Below are 18,603 nucleotides of genomic sequence, written 5' to 3' on the forward strand. Positions count from 1 at the left end.
AATCCGGTCCGCGGCGGCGTTTGCGTACGACGCGGCGCCCCTACGCGGGGATCCAGGCGTAGCAGCCCGTGGAGGTGAACTGGGCGGTGCCGGCCGGGACGTTGGCCGTGATCTTGTCACCGGCCTTGGCGGGGGCCTCGGGGCCCGACGCGAGAACGGCGCCGTCCTTGCCCTTCGCCTCCCACACACAGGTGGAGCCCTGGGTCAGCGCGCGGTACGAGCCCGCTGCGGGCGACTGCCGGGTGCCGTCGGGGAAGCCCTTCTCCGCCGCGGCGAGGATCGGCTTCTGCTCCGGGCACAGGTAGGTGATCGCGTCCTTCGCGCCCGGGATCTCCCCGGCGACGATGGACCCGACCGCCGCGTCCTTGTCACGCTTGGCCGTGCGCTCCACCCGCTGGCAGGACTCCTGGCCGGTCTGCAGGACGGCCGCCGGGTCCATCTTCTCGGGGACCCGGCCGCTCAGGTACTTCTTCTCGTTCTCCTTGAAGCTGCCCGTCTTGGGGGTGAGCTTCGCGTCCGGCAGAACGGGTCCCGTCGGCTTCGCCTCGGGCGAGGCGGCCGGCGCCGGGGCGTCCGCCGGGTCGGGGGCCGACGAGGAGGCCGGCGGCTTCGCCTTGGCCGCGCCGGAGTCGGCCTTGCCGTCACCGTCCGAGCTGCAGGCGGTCAGGGTCAGGGCGGCGGCCAGCAGAACAGCAGCCGCTGCGGAGCGTCGGTACATCAGGTGGCTCCCGTACTTACTGGGTACTCGGTGAACAGGGGTGCGGGGCCCGGCTTGCGCGCCGGGCCCCGCACTGTCGTCAGACGGTTACTTCGGGCCGAAGGTGAGGACCAGCTGCGGTGCGGCGTCCGCTGCCGTCGCCTCCGAGGACCAGATCCACAGCGGGTCGGTGCCCGTGCTCGTCAGGCCCAGGCTGTAGCTGGAGTTCAGCACCGCGGAGAGCGCGGTGGTGTCCAGCGGCACGCTCTGGATCGCCGAGCCGTCCGGCACCGCCGAGATGGTGCCCAGCGCGGGGGCGCCCACGGCGGGCTTGGTGGTGAAGGTGGTGCTGTCACCGCTCCAGTTGCCGGTGACCGGGACCACGGAGACGGTGTCGGCGGAGCCGGCACCCGCCTGGGTCGTGGTCTTGATCTGGAGCGAGGCGGCCTTCAGGACCTGACCGGCCGGGGCGGCCGGGAGGTTGAAGCGCAGGTACGTCTCGTACACCGAGCCGCTGCCGCGCACCGCGAGGGAGGTGGCCGCGCCGTTGGGGGTGCTCGGGGCGCCCTGGTTGACGTAGGTGTCCTCGGTCGCGGAGACCTTGGAGACCGAGTCGGAGGGGGCCTTGGCCAGATCGAAGTGGTTCTTGATCTGGGCCTGGGACAGCGCCGTCGGGTAGACGGCCGTCTCGTCGATCTGACCGGCGAAGAAGTTGCTGGTCGGCCGGGTCGGCCAGCTGCCGAGGTTGTCGCCGCCCACGTGCCAGTAACCGGCGTAGGGGGTGAAGTTGGTGACGTTCAGCGTGCCCTTGGACTGGCCGTCCACGTACAGCGCCATGCCCGCGGGGCCCTGCGTACCGACCACGTGGTGCCACTTGTTGTCGTTGAACGTGTCGAACAGACCGGTGGAGATGGTCCGGGCCGAGCCGTTGTAGACACCGAAGATCAGGCGACCGGTGTTGGTCATGTAGAGCTGCTTGTCGTACGAGCCGCTGCTGCTGTCCGAGTCGTTGCCGAAACCGATCAGCTTGCCGCCGCGCGTGGTGTTCGTCTTGAACCACGTCTCGATGGTGTACGAGGTGCCGACCGACTGGCGGTGGTCACTGTAGACGAACTGGCTGGTGCCGTTGAAGCCCATCGCCGTGCTGGCACCGGTGACGGCGCCGGGGGTCTGGCGCAGGGCCGGGGCGTTCACCTGGATGCCGCTGGTGTTGCCGCTGACCGAGGAGTCGGCGACGAACGGGCTGACCGTGTCGTCGTAGCGCCAGTACAGGTTGGCGCCGTCCGCGCGGACCTGGTTCGGGTACGTCTGGACCGAGGTCGGGACCGTCACGGAGACGGAGGCCGACAGGGCGCTGGTGTTGCCCGCGCCGTCGGTCGCGGTGACCCGGTAGCTGTAGGACTGGCCGGCCTTGGCGGTGGCGTCGATCCAGGACGCCTGCGGGCGCTCCCACTCGACGGAGTCCGCGACCACCGAGGCGATCGGCGTGGCCGAGCCGTTGCGGTAGATGCGGTACGTCAGCTTGCTGTCGTCCTGGTCGTAGCTGGTGCGCCAGCGGACCTGGACCTCGTTCGGCTTGACGGCGGCGGCGCTGGCGACCGGGGTGGTCGGGGCGCCGACGTCGCCGGTGGAGGCGAAGCGGGTCAGACCCTGCTGCGGCTTGCCGTTGATCTGGGTGAATTCACCGCCGACCCACATGTACTTGACGTCGTTCTTCTGCGCCACGGCCATGACGCGCGGGCCGATGCCCTCGCCGAGGCCGTCGTTGGCGGTGGGGTGCCAGCCGAGCTTGCGCGGGCTGGCCACGAAACCGTCCACGGGCGCGGGGGCGGCGCCTTCGTAGTCGGTCGGCTGGGCCAGCAGGAAGTTGCGCTTGCCGTCGGTCCACTCGCCGTTGAGGGTGCAGTCGTGCGCGTGCGAGGAGCTGTAGAGCACGCCCTCGTACGGCAGGACCCACTGCGTGGCGCCGAGGCAGCGGTCGCGCCACTTCTCGCTGAAGTCGCTGAGCCGCAGGCCGATGCGGCCGTCGAAGACGCCGCCGCCGGAGCCCTCGTTGCCGGTGTAGAAGCCGGTGTCGTCGGTCGCGATCGACTTGACGACCGAGTTCGACGGGATGTTGGTGTAGGTCTTGGCGACCGCGCCGGTGGTGGAGTTCACCACGGCGAGCGCGTGCGTGTTGGCGCCGTTGACCGAGAAGAAGTCGCCGCCCAGCAGCACGTTCTTGCCGTCGGGGGTGACGGCGATGGCGCGGCCCGGCTCGTCCGCGTTGGCGGTGAAGGGCTTGAGCGCACCGGAGGTGGCGTCGACCGCGGCGAAGCGCTCGCGGGTCTGGTCCTCGACGGTGCCGAAGTCACCGGCCGCGTACACGGTGTCGCCGGTGACGGCGAGGGCGCGCACGGTGGCGGGGAAGCTCGGGTGGAACGAGGCCTTGGGGGTGCAGGTCGCGATGTCGATCGCGGCGACGCTGGAGACGGGGGTGCCGTTGACCGCGCCGAAGTAGCCGCCCGCGTACAGCGTCTTGTTGTCGGGCGAGACGGTCAGGGTGCGCACGGTTGCGGTGCCGTCGCCGATGGTGAAGGCGAGCTTGCAGGAGGTCGGGTTGCCCGTCGCGGCGTCGAGGGCGACGAAGTTCACGGCTTCCTGCTCGGCGCCGCTGCCGGCGCCGTCCGGCGGACGGACCGCGGAGAAGGTACCGCCGGCGAAGACGGTGCCGTTCGCCTGGGCCATCGCCCAGACGATGCCGTTGGGCTGCCAGGTCGGCAGGTTGTCGGCGGTGAATGCCACCGGCGCCGTGATGGCTGACGCCTCGGGCATCAGCACCAGGCCTATGCCGGTGCCGGCACCGGCCAGTGACAGGACGAGGGCAGCAGTCAGCCCTCTGGATCTACGCATGAGCCCCCCAGGGCAATCGCCCGGTTTGATGGCTGGAACTATCCGATCAGCCATATGTACTGGCGCAGACTAGGGCTCACGTGAGGGCCCGGTCACCTCGCTTGACCCATTGCATACCAACTTGGAATCAACAGGGGTCAGCATGGAGGGTGCACTACGGACATACGGCAGCTTTGCCCCGGTCACACCCGCAGAGAACCATGTGAATGACCGGGACACGGCAAAGCGTAGGGGAAATATAAGGCCTCAGCGGTCGATGCGGACCGTCACGCCCGCCAGTTGGTCCTCGACCTGGCGGATGTCGGCGTCGACCATGATCTTGGCCAGATCCGCCACCAGGACCGTCGGTTTCCAGCCGAGCAGCTCATGGGCCTTGGAGGCGTCCCCGATGAGGGCGTCGACCTCGCTGGGACGCTCGTACTTGGGGTCGTAGCGCACGTGCTCGTTCCAGTCGAGCCCGGCGTGGCCGAAGGAGGCCTCGACGAACTCGCGGACGGTGGCGGCGACGCCGGTGGCCACGACGTAGTCGGTGGGCTCGTCCTGCTGGAGCATGCGCCACATGGCGTCCACGTACTCCGGGGCGTAGCCCCAGTCGCGGACGGCGTCGAGGTTGCCGAGGTAGAGCTTCTCCTGGAGGCCGGCCTGGATCCGGGCGACCGCGCGGGTGATCTTGCGGGTCACGAAGGTCTCGCCGCGGCGCGGGGACTCGTGGTTGAAGAGGATCCCGTTGACGGCGAACATGTCGTACGCCTCGCGGTAGTTCACCGTCGTCCAGTACGCGAAGACCTTGGCGGCGCCGTACGGGCTGCGCGGGTGGAAGGGGGTGCCCTCGTTCTGCGGGGGCGGGGTGGCCCCGTACATCTCCGAGGAGGAGGCCTGGTAGATGCGGGTGTCGACCCCGCTGGCCCGGATCGCCTCCAGCAGGCGCAGGGCGCCGAGGCCGGTCACGTCACCGGTGTAGAGGGGCGCGTCGAAGGAGACCCGGACATGCGACTGGGCGCCGAGGTTGTAGACCTCGTCGGGGCGTATGTCGCGGAGCAGGTTCACCAGCGCGACCCCGTCGGACAGGTCCGCGTGGTGCAGCACGAAGGAACGATTCGCCGTCTGCGGGTCCTGGTAGATGTGGTCGATCCGCTCCGTGTTGAAGCTGGAGGACCTCCGCACGAGCCCGTGCACCGTGTAGCCCTTGGAGAGCAGGAGCTCGGCGAGGTACGAGCCGTCCTGCCCGGTGACGCCGGTGATCAGCGCGGTCTTGCCCATGGGGTCCCCCTGGTGGTGGTTGCTGTTCGTGGTGTGGTGAGGCTGCGCCTCGGAGTGTGCGCGGCAGGCCCCGGCAGGGGGACGCGCCGAGCGTACGGGCCAGGGCCCGGGGGCTGGATGGGTACCGTACACGCCCGGTCCGGCCGCCTTTGCGGCGGATTCGGTCGGGCGCGGGGCTGCCCCGCAGCGCGCGGGAACGGACTGGCATCATCGGCGGTATGACAAGTTCGCCGCTCCTGCCCCCGAACGCTCGCGTCTTCGTCGCCGGCCACCGCGGCCTCGTGGGGTCGGCGGTCGTCCGCCGGCTCACCGCGGACGGCCACGAGGTGCTCACCCGGGGCCGGGCCGACCTCGACCTGCGCGACGCCGCCGCGACCGGGGCGTACCTGAAGGACGCCCGACCCGATGCCGTCGTGCTGGCCGCCGCCAAGGTCGGCGGGATCATGGCAAACAGCACGTATCCGGTGCAGTTCCTGGAGGACAACCTCAAGATCCAGCTCAGTGTCATCGCCGGCGCGCACGCCGCCGGCGTGAACCGCCTGCTGTTCCTCGGGTCCTCCTGCATCTACCCGAAGCTGGCCCCGCAGCCGATCAGGGAGGACGCCCTGCTGACCGGCCCGCTGGAGCCGACCAACGAGGCGTACGCCCTCGCGAAGATCGCCGGCATCGTCCAGGTCCAGTCGTACCGCAAGCAGTACGGGGCCTCGTACGTCTCGGCCATGCCGACGAACCTCTACGGCCCGGGCGACAACTTCGACCTGGAGTCCTCGCACGTGCTGCCCGCCCTCATCCGGCGCTTCCACGAGGCTGCCGCCGAAGGCCGCGAGGAGGTAACCCTGTGGGGCTCGGGCACTCCGCGCCGGGAGTTCCTGCACGTGGACGACCTGGCGGCGGCCTGCGCGGTGCTGCTGGAGCGCTACGACGGCGACGAGCCCGTCAACATCGGCTGCGGCGAGGACCTGACCATCAAGGAGCTGGCCGAGACGGTCGCCGAGGTGACCGGCTTCCAGGGCCGGCTCGCCTGGGACACCTCCAAGCCGGACGGCACCCCGCGCAAGCTCCTCGACGTCGGCCGACTGACCTCGCTGGGCTGGAAGCCGGGGATCCCGCTGCGGGACGGCATCGCCTCCACCTACCGGTGGTGGCGCGAGCAGGGCTGATCGCAAAGCAGCGGCCTCTCAGTACGCTCCGCGACCGTCGACGACGGCGCGGAGGGTACGGCCCATGACGTCGACATCGCTGGTGAAGGACCAGTTGTCGACGTACTGCAGATCAAGCTGAATCGTTTCATCCCAGGACAGGTCGGACCGTCCGCTGATCTGCCACAGCCCCGTCATCCCCGGCCGGACGGTGAGCCTGCGGAGCTCGACCTCGTCGTACTGCGCCACCTCCTCCGGCAGCGGGGGCCGCGGGCCGACCAGCGACATGTGTCCGGCCAGGACGTTGAACAGCTGCGGCAGTTCGTCCATGGACGTACGGCGCAGCAGCCGGCCCACCCGGGTCACCCGGGGGTCGCGGCGCATCTTGAACATCAGGCCGTCGTTCTCGTTGGCCGCGGACAGCTCCGACTTGCGCGCGTCCGCGTCGACGACCATGGTGCGGAACTTCCACATGACGAACGGGACCCCGTCGCGGCCGATGCGCCGCTGCCGGTAGAAGGCGGGGCCGCGCGAGCCCGCCCGGATCGCCAGCAGGATGCCGAGGAACAGCGGCGACAGCACGACCAGCCCGAGGGCGGCCCCCACGCGGTCCAGCACCGACTTCAGGACGGTCTGCACGCCCCGGCTCAGCGGCGGCACCACGCGCAGCACGGCCAGCCCGCCCGCGGTCAGGGTCTCCAGCCGCTTGACGGAGACCTCCACCAGCCCCGGGAAGACGGCGAGTTCGAGCCCGGCGTCGTGCAGGGCCCACGCCACGCGGCGCAGCCGCTCCCCGCCGATCCGCACCCCCGGCGCCACGAGCACCAGGTCGGCGTGGTGGCTGGCGACGGCTCCGAGCACGGCGACGGAGTCGCCGTTCGGGGCCTGCGGCATGTCCGTGTCCAGCCGGGCCGCCACGGGCACCCCGCTGACCATGGAGCCGGCGCCGACCGGGACCACGCCGACGACGACGTACGGGTGGTCGGTGCGCGCGGCCAGGTGCGCGATGACGGTCTCGGCGGCGTCGGGCTCGCCGATGACGAGCACCCGGCTCACCGCGTGCGCCTCGCGGCGGGCCGCGGAGAGGTGGCGGTAGGTCAGCTTGTGGCAGGCGACGGTGATGAGGAGGGCGGGCAGCAGGGCTCCGAGCGCGGACAGCCGCGGGGTGCTCTCGCCGGTCACGACCCGGGCGACGGCGAGGACTCCGATGAGAATCAGCCAGTCGTGTACGACGGGCATGACGCCGCGGGACTCGCCGAGCACGCGGGACGCGTAGCGCCGGCGCATCGCCTGCACCGCGGTCCAGGCCAGAGCGGCGCCGACGGCGCAGTAGGCCGGCCGGACCTGCTGCGCGGCCTCGAAGACGAGTCCCACGGGAACGGCCGCGCCGAGGAAATCGGCGGTGACTGCGGCGGGCAGGTACCAGCGGGCCTTGTCTCCGAGCCGACGCGCGGGCAGAGCGGCCCTCGACGAATCAGCAGCCGTTCCGGCCACTCTTTGCGCAGGAAAATGGACATGCCTCATGGGCCCCCCTGGCACGTGGTCTATGACAGTGGCGCGTGTCTGCGGCTTCCCCGGGCAGCGGACATCTGGCGCACCGGGAAACAGTACGACAAACGCCCGTACGGTAGATGCCGTTTGCGTGAACGAGACCTCTCGTTGCTCAAGCGTTAGCAACCGGTATCAACCGTTCCGAATGTTGGACTCCCACGTCCCACACGAAGGTGAATGGTTCGGATACCGGATGCGTCTCTTCGGACAACGAACTGTTTCCAGCCAACCTTTTGACGCGGCCCTGACATCAGCGCCCACAGGTGGCACTCTTCGACCGTTCATCGCACCAGCCCTGATCTGCCCGGAGGCCCACCCAGCCGTCCGGAACCCCCCTTGCAGAAGGAGTCTGCGTTGAGTCCCACCCCCCAGAGGCGTGCCACCGCGGCCGGCGCGCTCGTTGCCGCGGCAGCGCTGCTCGCCGTCGGCATACAGGCCGGAACCGCATCCGCCGACGTCACCGCGTCGCAGGCCCGCTCGGCTCAGCCCAACCCGGGCGCCGCCAACCGCGCACTCAGCGCTTCGGAGCGTGCGACGCTCCTCGCCGAGGCCAACTCCACCACCGCGCAGGCGGCCAAGGCCCTCGGCCTCGGCGGCGGCGAGAAGCTCGTCGTGCGCGACGTGGTCAAGGACGCGGACGGCACCACGCACACCACCTACGAGCGGACCTACGACGGTCTGCCCGTGCTCGGCGGTGACCTGACCGTCCACGCCAAGGACGGCGCCACCAAGAGCGTCACCAAGGCCACCAACCACGAGATCAAGGTGGCGGACACCTCCGCCACCGTCACCCCGGCCGCGGCCGACGGTGCCGCGATCTCCGCCGCCAACTCGGCGGGTGCCAAGGACGCCAAGCCGTCCCAGGGCGCCCGCAAGGTGATCTGGGCGGCCGAAGGCGCGCCGGTCCTCGCCTACGAGACCATCGTCGGCGGCCTCCAGCACGACGGCACCCCGAGCGCCCTGCACGTGATCACCAACGCCAAGACCGGCGCGAAGATCACCGAGTGGCAGGCCATCGAGACCGGCACCGGCAACACGATGTACAGCGGCCAGGTCACGCTGGGCTCCTCGCAGTCGGGCAGCAACTACACGCTGACCGACGCCGGGCGCGGCAGCCACAAGACCTACGACCTCAACGGTGGCAGCTCCGGCACCGGCACGCTCTTCACGAACACCACCGACGTGTGGGGCAACGGCGCCGCCTCCAACCGGGCGACCGCCGCCGCGGACGCCCACTACGGCGCCCAGCTGACGTGGGACTACTACAAGAACGTGCACGGCCGCAACGGCCTGCGCAACGACGGCGTCGCCCCCTACAGCCGGGTCCACTACGGCAACGCGTACGTCAACGCGTTCTGGGACGACTCCTGCTTCTGCATGACCTACGGCGACGGCACGAGCAACACGCACCCGCTGACGTCCATCGACGTGGCCGCGCACGAGATGACCCACGGTCTGACCTCGGTCACCGGCAACATGACCTACTCGGGCGAGCCCGGCGGCCTGAACGAGGCGACCTCCGACATCATGGCGGCGGCCGTCGAGTTCAACGCCAACAACCCGTCCGACGTCGGTGACTACCTCGTCGGCGAGAAGATCGACATCAACGGCGACGGCACCCCGCTGCGCTACATGGACAAGCCGAGCAAGGACGGCGGCTCCAAGGACGCGTGGTACTCGGGCATCGGCTCCATCGACGTCCACTACTCCTCGGGTCCGGCGAACCACGTCTTCTACCTGATGTCCGAGGGCTCCGGCGCCAAGGTCATCAACGGCGTCAGCTACAACTCGCCGACCTCGGACAACCTCCCGGTCACCGCGATCGGCCGCGACGCCGCCGCGAAGATCTGGTTCCGCGCGCTGACGGTCGGCTACTTCAAGTCGAACACCAACTACGCGGCCGCCCGTACGGCGACCCTCCAGGCCGCCGCCGACCTGTACGGCGCGAACTCGGTCACGTACAACAACGTGGCCAACGCCTGGGCCGGCATCGCCGTCGGTGCCCGGCCTCCGCAGCAGGGCGTCTCGGTCACCGCGATCGCCAACCAGACCACCCAGATCAACACCGCTGTGAGCCTGCAGGTCCAGGCAACCAGCACCAACCCGGGTGCGCTGAGCTACGCGGCGACCGGCCTGCCGGCCGGCCTGTCGATCAACTCCTCGACCGGTCTGATCTCGGGTACGGCGACCACGGCGGGCACGTCCAACGTGACCGTCACGGTGACCGACTCCGCCTCCCAGACGGGGACGGCGTCCTTCACCTGGACCGTCGGGACCAGCCAGCAGAACGTGTTCGAGAACACGGCCGACTACGCGATCGCCGACAACGCGACCGTCGACTCCCCGATCACGGTGACCCGCACCGGCAACGCGCCGAGCACCCTCAAGGTGGACGTCAACATCGTCCACACCTACATCGGTGACCTGAAGGTCGACCTGGTCGCCCCGGACGGCAGTGTCTACAACCTGCACAACCGCTCCGGCGGCAGTGCGGACAACATCGTCAAGAGCTACACGGTGAACGCGTCCTCCGAGGTCGCCCAGGGCGTCTGGAAGCTCCGGGTCAACGACAACGCGAACCTGGACACCGGCAAGATCGACAGCTGGAAGCTCACCTTCTGACCCGACCCCACCAGGGCCGGAAATGAAGCAGAGCTGAACAGACAGACCACGGGGCCGCCCGGGAGCAGACCTCCCCGGGCGGCCCTGTTCCATGCGCCGTGTTCCATGCGCCGTGTCCCATCCGGCCCTTCGGGCGTACGGGACCTGCCCCCCGGGGCCGGGACCTTCGCCCTGTGCGAGGAGTCCGGGATGGCCCGCCACCTGCGCGAGGAGCTGCTCGGGCGGCCCCACGCCGGACGTCGAAAGGGCCCGGCACCCCAGGGTGGGGCGCCGGACCCTTTCGCGCAGGGAACCGGTGGATCAGCCGATGGAGCGGAAGACGCTGCCGAAGAGGTCGTTCTGGTCGGCGTTGTTCATGCGGCGGTCCTCGTCGTCGTCACGGTCGTGACGTGCGTCGTGGCGGCCCTCGTCGTCGCTGTCGTTCTGGTTGTTGTGGTTGTTGTTGTTGTGGTGGCGGGTCGGCTTGAAGAGGACCGACCGGACCTCCAAGTCGTGCGCCCGCTCGCCCGGCTGCAGGGCCTCCACGGCCTCGCCGCCGCAGTTGCGGTCCTCGAAGAGCAGCGCCAGCGACTCGGTCTCGTTGCGCACCTCGAAGGCCGGGTGGCCCCCCGAGGCGTGCGTCAGCCGGTAGCAGGTGTCGTTGTCGGCGGGCTCGATACGGCCGCGGCGCGTGTCACCGTCCTCGTCGGTGTACCGGTAGCGCAGCTCGCCCAGGCTGTTGCGGTCGTCGTCGTGGTCGTTGGCCAGGGACTGCCCCGCGGTGGGAAGGATGAGGGCGAGGGCGGCGAGTGCCGCCGCGGCGGTGGTGCGAAGACGCATGAAAGGAGTCCGTTTCTCGGGTTCCGAGGATGTCGGGTCCGGTGACATCCGCCGGAAGCGTAGGAGCGGACGGAACTGCTGAAACGATTCAGCATGCGCAGCGCGTTCGAAGGTTCACCCTCACGGGCCGCCCGGGCGGGCCGAACGCCGCAACGCCGAGGGGGCGTACACGTACGCCCCGGACCCGGACGGGGTGCGGGGCGCACGCGCCGGGACGCTCAGGCGGCGGCGCGTTCCGGGGTCGCGGCCCGGGCCGGAGCCGGCCGGCGGACCAGCACGAACAGGGCCAGCGCGCCCACCAGTCCCATGACTCCCGAGACCCAGAAGGTGTCCTTCAGCCCGCTCGCGAAGGCCGCCTCGATCCACTGCCCGGCCCCCGGGTCCGCGTGCAGCAGCTCGCCCGCCCGCCCGGTGGCCAACGCCTCGGCCGTGCCGTGCGGTTGGCCGGAGCCGCCGAGGCCGTCGCTCAGCCCGGCCTGGAAGACCGCGCCGAGCACCGCGATGCCCAAAGCCATGCCGAGCTGCCGCGCGGTGTTCAGGGCGCCGCCCGCCATGCCCGCCCGGGCCGGGGCCACCGCCCCCATCGCGGCGGCCGCCAGCGCCGGGGAGGCCAGGCCCACGCCCGCACCGGTGGCGATCATGCCCGCCAGCAGCGCCACCCAGCCGTCACCGGCGTCCAGCATCCAGCCCTGGAGCAGCGCGCCGATCCCGATGAGCAGCAGCCCGCCGCCGATGGTCAGCCGCGGAGAAGCCCCGTGCAGCAGCTTTCCGGAGGCCGCGGAGACGAAGAAGGCGGCCAGGCTGAGCGGCACCAGCACCAGACCCGCGCCGACCGGGCCCATTCCCTCGGCGGACTGCAGCCACATGGACACGTACATGAGGTAGCCGAACGCGGCCCCGGACATCAGCAGCGCGGCGGCCATGACGGCCACGAAGGTCGGGCTGCGGAACAGCGAGAGGTCCAGCATCGGGCGTGAGCTGCGCAGTTCGACGAGGACGAAGGCGGCGAAGGCGACCGCGCCGAGGCCGAACAGGCCCAGGGTGGTGCCGGAGCTCCAGCCGTTCTCGCCGACCCGGATCAGGGCGTACGTGACGACGCCCGCGCCGGCGGTGAAGGTGGCCATGCCGGGCAGGTCGAGCCCCTGGGCCCGCGGGTTGCGGGACTCGGCGACGGCCTTGAGGGTGACGTACACGGCGAGCGCGCAGACGGGGAGGTTGATGAAGAAGATCCAGCGCCAGCCGAACTGCTCGGTCAGCAGCCCGCCGACGATCGGGCCGGCCGCGGCGGCGGCGCCGTTGACCGCGCCCCAGACGCCGAAGGCGACCCCGCGGTCCCGGCCCTGGTAGGCCGCGCTGAGCAGGGCCATGGTGGTGGCGAACATCGCGGCGCCGCCGACGCCCTGGACGGCGCGGAAGGCGATCAGCGCGCCGGGGCCGTCGGCCAGGCCGCAGGCGAGGGAGGCGGCGGCGAAGAGGCCGAGCCCGCCGAGGTAGACGCGGCGCCGGCCGATCCGGTCGGCGAGCGAGCCCGCGCCCAGCAGCAGGGCGGCGAGCGCGAGGGCGTATATGTCCATCACCCACTGCAGCTCGGCGAATCCGGTGTGCATGTCGGCGGCCATGTCCGGCAGGGCGACGGTCACGATCGTGACGTCGACCAGGAGCATGAAGGCCCCGAGGCACACCGCGGTCAACGGCAGCCACTTACGCATGGGAGGTCTCCTCGGGGTCAGAAGTCGGAGTACGTGCACAGCAGTGTCCGGCAGGACTTCCGCTGACCTCAAGGTCTCAGCCGCTACCGCGATACCCACAGCCACGGCCCCGAACCTGCCGGATTTCCATCACCGCAGGCCCTGTCATGATGGAAAGCATGGATCCCGTGGAAATGGACACCCTCGATCAAGCCCTGATCCAGGCGCTGATGATCGACGGTCGAGCGTCCTTCAGCCGTCTCTCCGAGGTACTGGAGGTATCCGACCAGACCGTCGTGCGCCGCTACCGCCGGCTGCGCGGCAGCGGGCTGGCCCGGGTCGTCGGACTGCCGATGGGCCGGCGCGTCGGCCTCTTCGAGTCCTGGCTCCGGGTGCAGTGCGCGCCGGACGCCGCGCCGGCGGTGGCGGAGGCGCTCGCCCGCCGCCCCGACATCGCCTGGGTGAACCTCTGCTCCGGCGGCACCGACATCCACTGCATGACCAAGGCCCGGACCCGCGAGGACCGCGACGCCCTGCTGCTGGACAAGCTGCCGCGCACCCGCCGGGTGACCGGGGTGACGGCCCACACCCTCCTGCGGATGTTCAGCGGCGGCCCCGAGCGGTGGATCGGCCTGGACGTGCTGAGCCCCGGCCAGGTCGCCGCCCTGGAGCCGCCCCGGCCGCCGGCGCCGGGGACGCGGCCGCGGTACGGGCTGGACGACACGGAGCTGGCCCTGCTGGCGGTGCTCGGGCAGGACGGCCGGGCCGGCTACCCGGAACTGGCCCGGGCCACCGGCCTGTCGGAGTCCACCGCCCGGCGCCGGCTGGAGCGGCTGCGCGAGCAGGGCGCCATGTACTTCGACGTGGAGATCGTGCCGCGCACGCTCGGGTACGAGGCGGAGACGACCCTGATGCTGACCGTGGACCCGGCGAGCCTCGCGGAGGCGGGCGCCGCGCTGGGCAGCCACCCCGAGGTGCCGTTCGCGGCCGCCGTGACCGGGGCCGCGAACCTGCTGGCCGTGGTGATCTGCCGGGACACCGACGCCCTGTACACGTACCTGACCCAACGGATCGGCGCGGTGCCCGGGATCCGGCAGATGGAGGTCATCCCGACCCTGAAGAACATCAAACGGGCCGGGATGCTCGTGGAGGACGGGCGGCTGATCGACCCGCCGCCCGCCCCCTGATCCGCGCCCTGACGAGCGCCCTGCCGAGCGCCCTGACCCGCGCGCGTGCCGCTAGCGCAGCACCACGCCGGCCCCCGCGGCCGGGTCGCCGGCGTCCGTGGCCACCGGCCCGGCGACCAGGCCCAGTTCGGCCGGGGTCGCCAGCAGCGGATGCGCCGGCAGGATCCGTACCGTGTAACCGAAGGGCCCCGTACGGTCGAGGGCGAGCGGGCCCTCGTACACCCAGCGGCCCTCCAGGTCCGGCCCGCCGGCCGGCTTGAGCGGGAAGGTCCGCGCGTCCCGGATGACGTCCTGCGCGTCGACCCGCCCGGCGACGGCCTGCACCTCCACGTCCTCGGGCGCGAGCGCGTCGAGGAAGACCTGCACGCGCAGGGTGAGCGTGGCCCCGAGTTCGGCGGTGCCGTTGACGGGCCCCGCGGCCAGCGCCTCCACGTGCTCGACCCGCAGCTGCGGCCAAGCCGCCCGGACCCGGCCCTTCCACCAGGCGAGGTCCCGCGCCGCGTCCGGGCCGAGGGCGCGGTGGGCCAGCGCGGCCGGCGCGTACAGGCGCTCCACGTACTCCCGCACCATCCGTCCCGCCAGCACCTTCGGCCCCAGCGAGACGAGGGTGCGCCGGACCATCTCGATCCACCGCACGGGAAGCCCGCTGCGGCCGGCCCGGTCGTAGAAGCGCGGCGCGACCCGGCCCTCGATCAGGTCGTAGAGGGCGTTCGCCTCCAGGTCGTCGCGCCGGTCCTCGTCCGTGCCGAGGCCGTCGGCGGTCGGGATGGCCCAGCCGAAGTCCGGCTCGAACCACTCGTCCCACCAGCCGTCCAGCACCGACAGGTTGAGGCAGCCGTTCAGCGCCGCCTTCATCCCGCTGGTCCCGCAGGCCTCCAGCGGCCGCAGCGGGTTGTTCAGCCAGACGTCGCAGCCCGGGTAGAGCTTCTGCGCCATGGCCATGCCGTAGTCGGGCAGGAACACGATCCGGTGGCGCACGCGCGGGTCGTCCGAGAAGCGCACCAGCTCCTGCACGAGCCGCTTGCCGCCGTCGTCGGCCGGGTGCGCCTTTCCCGCCACGACGATCTGCACCGGCCGGTCCGGGTCCAGCAGCAGCCTGCGCAGCCGATCCGGGTCGCGCAGCATCAGCGTGAGCCGCTTGTACGAGGGCACGCGCCGGGCGAAGCCGATGGTCAGCACGTCCGGGTCGAGTACGGAGTCCACCCAGCCCAGTTCGGCCTCGGCGGCCCCGCGCTGGCGCCACGACGCGCGCACGCGGTCCCGTACCTCCTGGACCAGCTGCTCCCGCAGCACCCGGCGCAGGTCCCACACGTCCTGGTCGGGGATGTCGGCGACGGCGTCCCAGCGCTGCGAACCGCCGACGGACAGCGCGTCCTCGGTGCGCCCGGCCCCGATCTGGCGGACGCCGAGCCGGACCACCTCGGGGGCCACCCAGGTCGGGGCGTGCACCCCGTTGGTGACCGAGGTGATGGGCACGTCGGCCGGGTCGAAGCCGGGCCACAGCCCCGCGAACATCTCCCGGCTGACGGCGCCGTGCAGGGTGGACACGCCGTTGGCCCGCTGGGCCAGGCGCAGCCCCATGACCGCCATGTTGAACACCCCGGGGTCGCCGCCGGGGTACGTCTCCGCGCCGAGCTCCAGGATCCGCTCGACCGGCACCCCGGACAGCTCGCCGCCGTCCCCGAAGTGCCGGGCGACCAGAGCCCGGTCGAAGCGGTCGATCCCGGCGGGGACGGGCGTGTGCGTGGTGAACACGGTCCCGGCGCGGACGGCTTCGACGGCGGCGTCGAAGCCGAGCCCCCGCTGTCCCTCCAGTTCCCTTATGCGTTCGAGCCCCAGGAACCCGGCGTGGCCCTCGTTGGTGTGGAAGACCTCGGGATCGGGGTGCCCGGTGATCCGGCAGTACGTGCGCACCGCGCGCACCCCGCCGATGCCGAGCAGCATCTCCTGGAGCAGCCGGTGGTCGCTGCCGCCGCCGTAGAGCCGGTCGGTCACCTCCCGGGCGACGGCGTCGTTGTCCTCGACGTCGGAGTCCAGCAGCAGCAGCGGCACCCGGCCGACGCGGGCCTGCCAGACGTGCGCGTGCAGGGAGCGCCCGCCGGGGAGGGTCAGGGACACCCGGGCGGGCACCCCGTCCTCCTCGCGCACGAGCGAGACGGGCAGTTCGTTGGGATCCAGCACCGGGTAGTGCTCCTGCTGCCAGCCGTCCCGGGAGAGGGACTGGCGGAAGTACCCGTGCCGGTAGAGCAGTCCGACGCCGATGAGCGGCACACCGAGGTCGCTGGCGGACTTGAGGTGGTCCCCGGCGAGGATCCCGAGCCCGCCGGAGTACTGGGGCAGGGCGGCGGTGATCCCGAACTCGGGGGAGAAATAGGCGATCGAGGCGGGCAGCTCCGCGCCGGCCTCGTGGCTCTGGTACCACCTCCCGCCGTGGACGTAGTCATCGAGGTCGGCGGCGACGACGGCAAGCCGCCGCAGGAACCGCCGGTCCCCGGCCAGCTCCTCCAGCCGCGCGGCGGAAACGGCACCGAGCAGCCGGACGGGATCACCGCCGGCTGCCTGCCAGCCCTCGGGATCGACGGATTGAAACAGCTCGCGGGTTTCCGCATGCCACGACCAGCGCAGATTGCGCGCGAGATCGGCGAGCGGCAAGAGGGTCTCGGGGAGTACGGGGCGCACGGTGAATCGACGGATAGCCTTCACGTGTTCCACCTTCGCAGGGGATTACGGATCGGAGCGGCCGCACCACGCTGTGCACCCGCCTATCACCCCCGGAAGGCTAGCGAGACGGCCTCGGCTCGGCCATGGCGCCTCAAGGGGGCGTCTAGCCGATCGGGCCCGGTTCCCGGGGCGGGGTGTCCAACAGGTCCGACAGGTAGGGGCGCAGGGGGTCCGGGAGGGACTCGGGCGGCAGGGTGCGCAGGATCGCGAGCGCGGGCGCGTCCAGGAAACGGGCGAGCCGCAGCAGGGCGCCCAGCTCGGACTCCAGCGCGGTGGGGTCCGTTTCCCGGGCGGCGGCGCGGGCCAGCGCGGCGCACAGGGCGCCGCCCTCGTCCGGGGCCCAGGAGTCGGGCCAGTCCGAGGCTTCGTCGGCGGCGGCCTCCCGCGCCCGCGGGTCGGCCGCGCGCAGGCGCCGTACGTGGCGCAAGAGCGCGGAGTCGGCGTCCAGCCGGTCCCACTGGCCCAGCGTCCGGGCTCCGGGCCCCGACAGCAGCACCCGGGCGGAGCAGGAGGGGTCCAGCCGGTCGACGGCCCGGCGGTGGAACTCGATGCGCTCGAGCACCACCCGTTCCCCGGCCGGGGTACGGAAGGCCAGACCGGGGCGCGGCACCCCGCGCAGGCAGCGCACCACGGCCAGGGTCGCCGCGCCGGCGGGCTCCACCGGCTCGGCGATCCCCAGCCGGGCCGCCCGCGCGAGCAGCCCGCGCAGGGCCGGGGCCTCGGAGGGTATCCGGGTCAGGCCGTCCAGGGCCCGGTCGGCCAGGGCCGTTTCGAAGGCCGGCAGGGCGGCGAGCTGCGCCGCCAGGGCATCGGCGTCGTCCTCCGTACGGGTGGTCTCGGCCAGCGCCGCGGCCAGGAAGCGCTCCTCCTCGGGGGCCCAGGCCACGCCGGCGGCCTCCCGCGCGGCCGCCGCCCGCAGCGCGCCGTCGGGCGCGCGCAGCCGGCGTACGTGGTCCAGGGCCGCGGGGTCGGGGGCGCGCAGGGAGCCGGCGCGGAAGGTCAGGGTCAGGGCCGGTCCGGTGACGCGGACGTCGAGGCGCCCGTCCGGCCCGGGTGCGGCGGTCACCTCGTGCGGCACCGGGCTGCCGAGGCCGGCCGCCCGGACCTGCGTCACCGCGTCGAAGACGAGGAACTTGAGGTGGTGGTACCCGGCGGGCCTGTCCCACTCGAAGCCGAGGGTGACGGACGGGCCGCGCTCGTCGAGGTGGACGTAGAGCAGCTCGCCGGCGGCCCAGTCAGGGGTGTTCATAGAAGGTCCTCGCCGTGGTCGGCGGCAGCACGGGGTACAGCCTGCGGTCCACGGCGCCGGTGAACTCCCGGGGCCCGGTCTCGTCGCCCCGGTGGACGCTGACGTGCGTCACGTGCAGCTCCCGGTGCGCGCCGAAGGCGAGTGCGATCCGCTGCCCTCGCACGGTGACCGCGAGCCGCTGCCCGGTGGTCGGGGTGAGGGTGACGTCGGCCGTCGCCGGGGGCTCCCACCGGTCCAGCCGGAAGTCTTCGACGGCGAGGAAGTTCAGGTGGCACTGCACGGTGTCCCCCTTCGTCTCGCGCGGCAGGTCGATCCGCAGCACCACGGCCCGTCCCCAGCCGTCGGGGTGTACGGACCTGACCCGCACACCGGCCAGGGCGGGCGGACGGCCTTCGAAGAAGTCGCCGAGGGGGTCCCCGTTGGTGATGAGTTCTTGCCATGCGCTGGTGCCCATACGCCATTGTCGCGCGCCCCCGCGGGCTCTGCGGACACCCCCGAAGACGGTGCGGGAGGGGTGAGCGGGGCGGGTGGGACGGGCAGCGGCTCGATGTACATCGGGTAGGCGTTGCGGACTTGACGGAGCCTCGGCGGATGTCGAGAGGGGCCTTGGTCACGCCCCGGCCACTACGTACGAGTAGTTAACCAAGCACGCGGATTGGGCCGGGTGAGAGTGGGAAGGGCTCCCCGGGTACGCGCACCGCACACCCTCCCCCGACCTCTCCCGCCACCCGAGTGAACGCGGACAGGAGCGGCCATGCCCGCAGCCCAGCCGTCCACT

At 71.8% G+C, this 18,603-nt stretch carries 12 protein-coding genes; 3 read left to right on the top strand and 9 right to left on the bottom strand.

Annotation, left to right across the window (positions count from 1 at the left end):
- Positions 1-40: 40 nt before the first annotated feature.
- The 3 genes from ACFWB8_RS21285 to gmd all read right to left on the bottom strand — a co-directional run bounded on the left by ACFWB8_RS21285 (position 41) and on the right by gmd (position 4,849).
- On the bottom strand, positions 41-718 hold the full coding sequence (locus tag ACFWB8_RS21285; protein ID WP_385229115.1) for a hypothetical protein: 678 nt from the start codon (positions 716-718) through the stop codon (positions 41-43).
- An 87-nt stretch (positions 719-805) separates the two neighbouring features.
- Positions 806-3,589 (bottom strand): LamG-like jellyroll fold domain-containing protein, encoded by a 2,784-nt coding sequence (locus ACFWB8_RS21290; RefSeq protein WP_385229118.1) that lies wholly within the window; start codon positions 3,587-3,589, stop codon positions 806-808.
- Positions 3,590-3,835: 246 nt separating this feature from the next.
- Complete coding sequence (gmd, locus tag ACFWB8_RS21295) at positions 3,836-4,849, bottom strand: GDP-mannose 4,6-dehydratase (protein ID WP_385229121.1); 1,014 nt, start codon at positions 4,847-4,849, stop codon at positions 3,836-3,838.
- Positions 4,850-5,067: 218 nt separating this feature from the next.
- Here gmd and ACFWB8_RS21300 point away from each other — a divergent pair, with 218 nt between their 5' ends.
- Positions 5,068-6,009 carry a GDP-L-fucose synthase family protein gene (locus tag ACFWB8_RS21300; protein ID WP_385229124.1) on the top strand — a complete coding sequence of 314 codons (942 nt, stop codon included), beginning with the start codon at positions 5,068-5,070 and terminating at the stop codon, positions 6,007-6,009.
- Between the two features lie 18 nt (positions 6,010-6,027).
- Here ACFWB8_RS21300 and ACFWB8_RS21305 read toward each other — a convergent pair whose 3' ends face one another.
- Complete coding sequence (locus ACFWB8_RS21305) at positions 6,028-7,512, bottom strand: sugar transferase (protein ID WP_385229127.1); 1,485 nt, start codon at positions 7,510-7,512, stop codon at positions 6,028-6,030.
- Between the two features lie 381 nt (positions 7,513-7,893).
- On the opposite strand from ACFWB8_RS21305, the gene ACFWB8_RS21310 reads away from it, so the two are divergent.
- Entirely contained in the window at positions 7,894-10,161 is a 2,268-nt protein-coding gene (locus ACFWB8_RS21310; protein WP_385229130.1) for a M4 family metallopeptidase, read from the top strand.
- Positions 10,162-10,461: 300 nt separating this feature from the next.
- Here the strand turns inward: ACFWB8_RS21310 and ACFWB8_RS21315 are convergent, their stop codons facing one another.
- Together ACFWB8_RS21315 and ACFWB8_RS21320 are read right to left on the bottom strand one after the other, a co-directional pair.
- Entirely contained in the window at positions 10,462-10,980 is a 519-nt protein-coding gene (locus ACFWB8_RS21315; RefSeq protein WP_385229133.1) for a hypothetical protein, read from the bottom strand.
- Between the two features lie 218 nt (positions 10,981-11,198).
- A complete protein-coding gene (locus ACFWB8_RS21320; RefSeq protein WP_385229136.1) occupies positions 11,199-12,689 on the bottom strand; it encodes a DHA2 family efflux MFS transporter permease subunit in 1,491 nt (496 codons plus the stop codon).
- A 158-nt stretch (positions 12,690-12,847) separates the two neighbouring features.
- Here ACFWB8_RS21320 and ACFWB8_RS21325 point away from each other — a divergent pair, with 158 nt between their 5' ends.
- Entirely contained in the window at positions 12,848-13,855 is a 1,008-nt protein-coding gene (locus ACFWB8_RS21325) for an Lrp/AsnC family transcriptional regulator (RefSeq protein ID WP_385229139.1), read from the top strand.
- 51 nt (positions 13,856-13,906) lie between these two features.
- Here ACFWB8_RS21325 and glgP read toward each other — a convergent pair whose 3' ends face one another.
- The 3 genes from glgP to ACFWB8_RS21340 form a co-directional block, all read right to left on the bottom strand.
- A complete protein-coding gene (gene glgP / locus ACFWB8_RS21330; protein ID WP_385229142.1) occupies positions 13,907-16,558 on the bottom strand; it encodes an alpha-glucan family phosphorylase in 2,652 nt (883 codons plus the stop codon).
- A gap of 121 nt (positions 16,559-16,679) precedes the next feature.
- On the bottom strand, positions 16,680-17,825 hold the full coding sequence (locus ACFWB8_RS21335; RefSeq protein WP_385229145.1) for a hypothetical protein: 1,146 nt from the start codon (positions 17,823-17,825) through the stop codon (positions 16,680-16,682).
- Entirely contained in the window at positions 17,812-18,279 is a 468-nt protein-coding gene (locus ACFWB8_RS21340) for a hypothetical protein (RefSeq protein WP_385229148.1), read from the bottom strand. Before ACFWB8_RS21340 ends, ACFWB8_RS21335 begins: the two co-directional genes overlap by 14 nt.
- Between the last annotated feature and the right edge of the window lie 324 nt (positions 18,280-18,603).

The sequence above is a fragment of the Streptomyces sp. NPDC060031 genome (assembly GCF_042736805.1).
Taxonomy (GTDB): Bacteria; Actinomycetota; Actinomycetes; order Streptomycetales; family Streptomycetaceae; genus Streptomyces.

Bases quoted from the DNA above. Each gene is read 5' to 3' on its own strand.
- ACFWB8_RS21285 (WP_385229115.1), bottom strand. From the start codon at position 718: ATGTACCGACGCTCCGCAGCGGCTGCTGTTCTGCTGGCCGCCGCCCTG.
- ACFWB8_RS21290 (WP_385229118.1), bottom strand. From the start codon at position 3,589: ATGCGTAGATCCAGAGGGCTGACTGCTGCCCTCGTCCTGTCACTGGCC.
- gmd (WP_385229121.1), bottom strand. From the start codon at position 4,849: ATGGGCAAGACCGCGCTGATCACCGGCGTCACCGGGCAGGACGGCTCG.
- ACFWB8_RS21300 (WP_385229124.1), top strand. From the start codon at position 5,068: ATGACAAGTTCGCCGCTCCTGCCCCCGAACGCTCGCGTCTTCGTCGCC.
- ACFWB8_RS21305 (WP_385229127.1), bottom strand. From the start codon at position 7,512: ATGAGGCATGTCCATTTTCCTGCGCAAAGAGTGGCCGGAACGGCTGCT.
- ACFWB8_RS21315 (WP_385229133.1), bottom strand. From the start codon at position 10,980: ATGCGTCTTCGCACCACCGCCGCGGCGGCACTCGCCGCCCTCGCCCTC.
- ACFWB8_RS21320 (WP_385229136.1), bottom strand. From the start codon at position 12,689: ATGCGTAAGTGGCTGCCGTTGACCGCGGTGTGCCTCGGGGCCTTCATG.
- ACFWB8_RS21325 (WP_385229139.1), top strand. From the start codon at position 12,848: ATGGATCCCGTGGAAATGGACACCCTCGATCAAGCCCTGATCCAGGCG.
- ACFWB8_RS21335 (WP_385229145.1), bottom strand. From the start codon at position 17,825: ATGAACACCCCTGACTGGGCCGCCGGCGAGCTGCTCTACGTCCACCTC.
- ACFWB8_RS21340 (WP_385229148.1), bottom strand. From the start codon at position 18,279: ATGGGCACCAGCGCATGGCAAGAACTCATCACCAACGGGGACCCCCTC.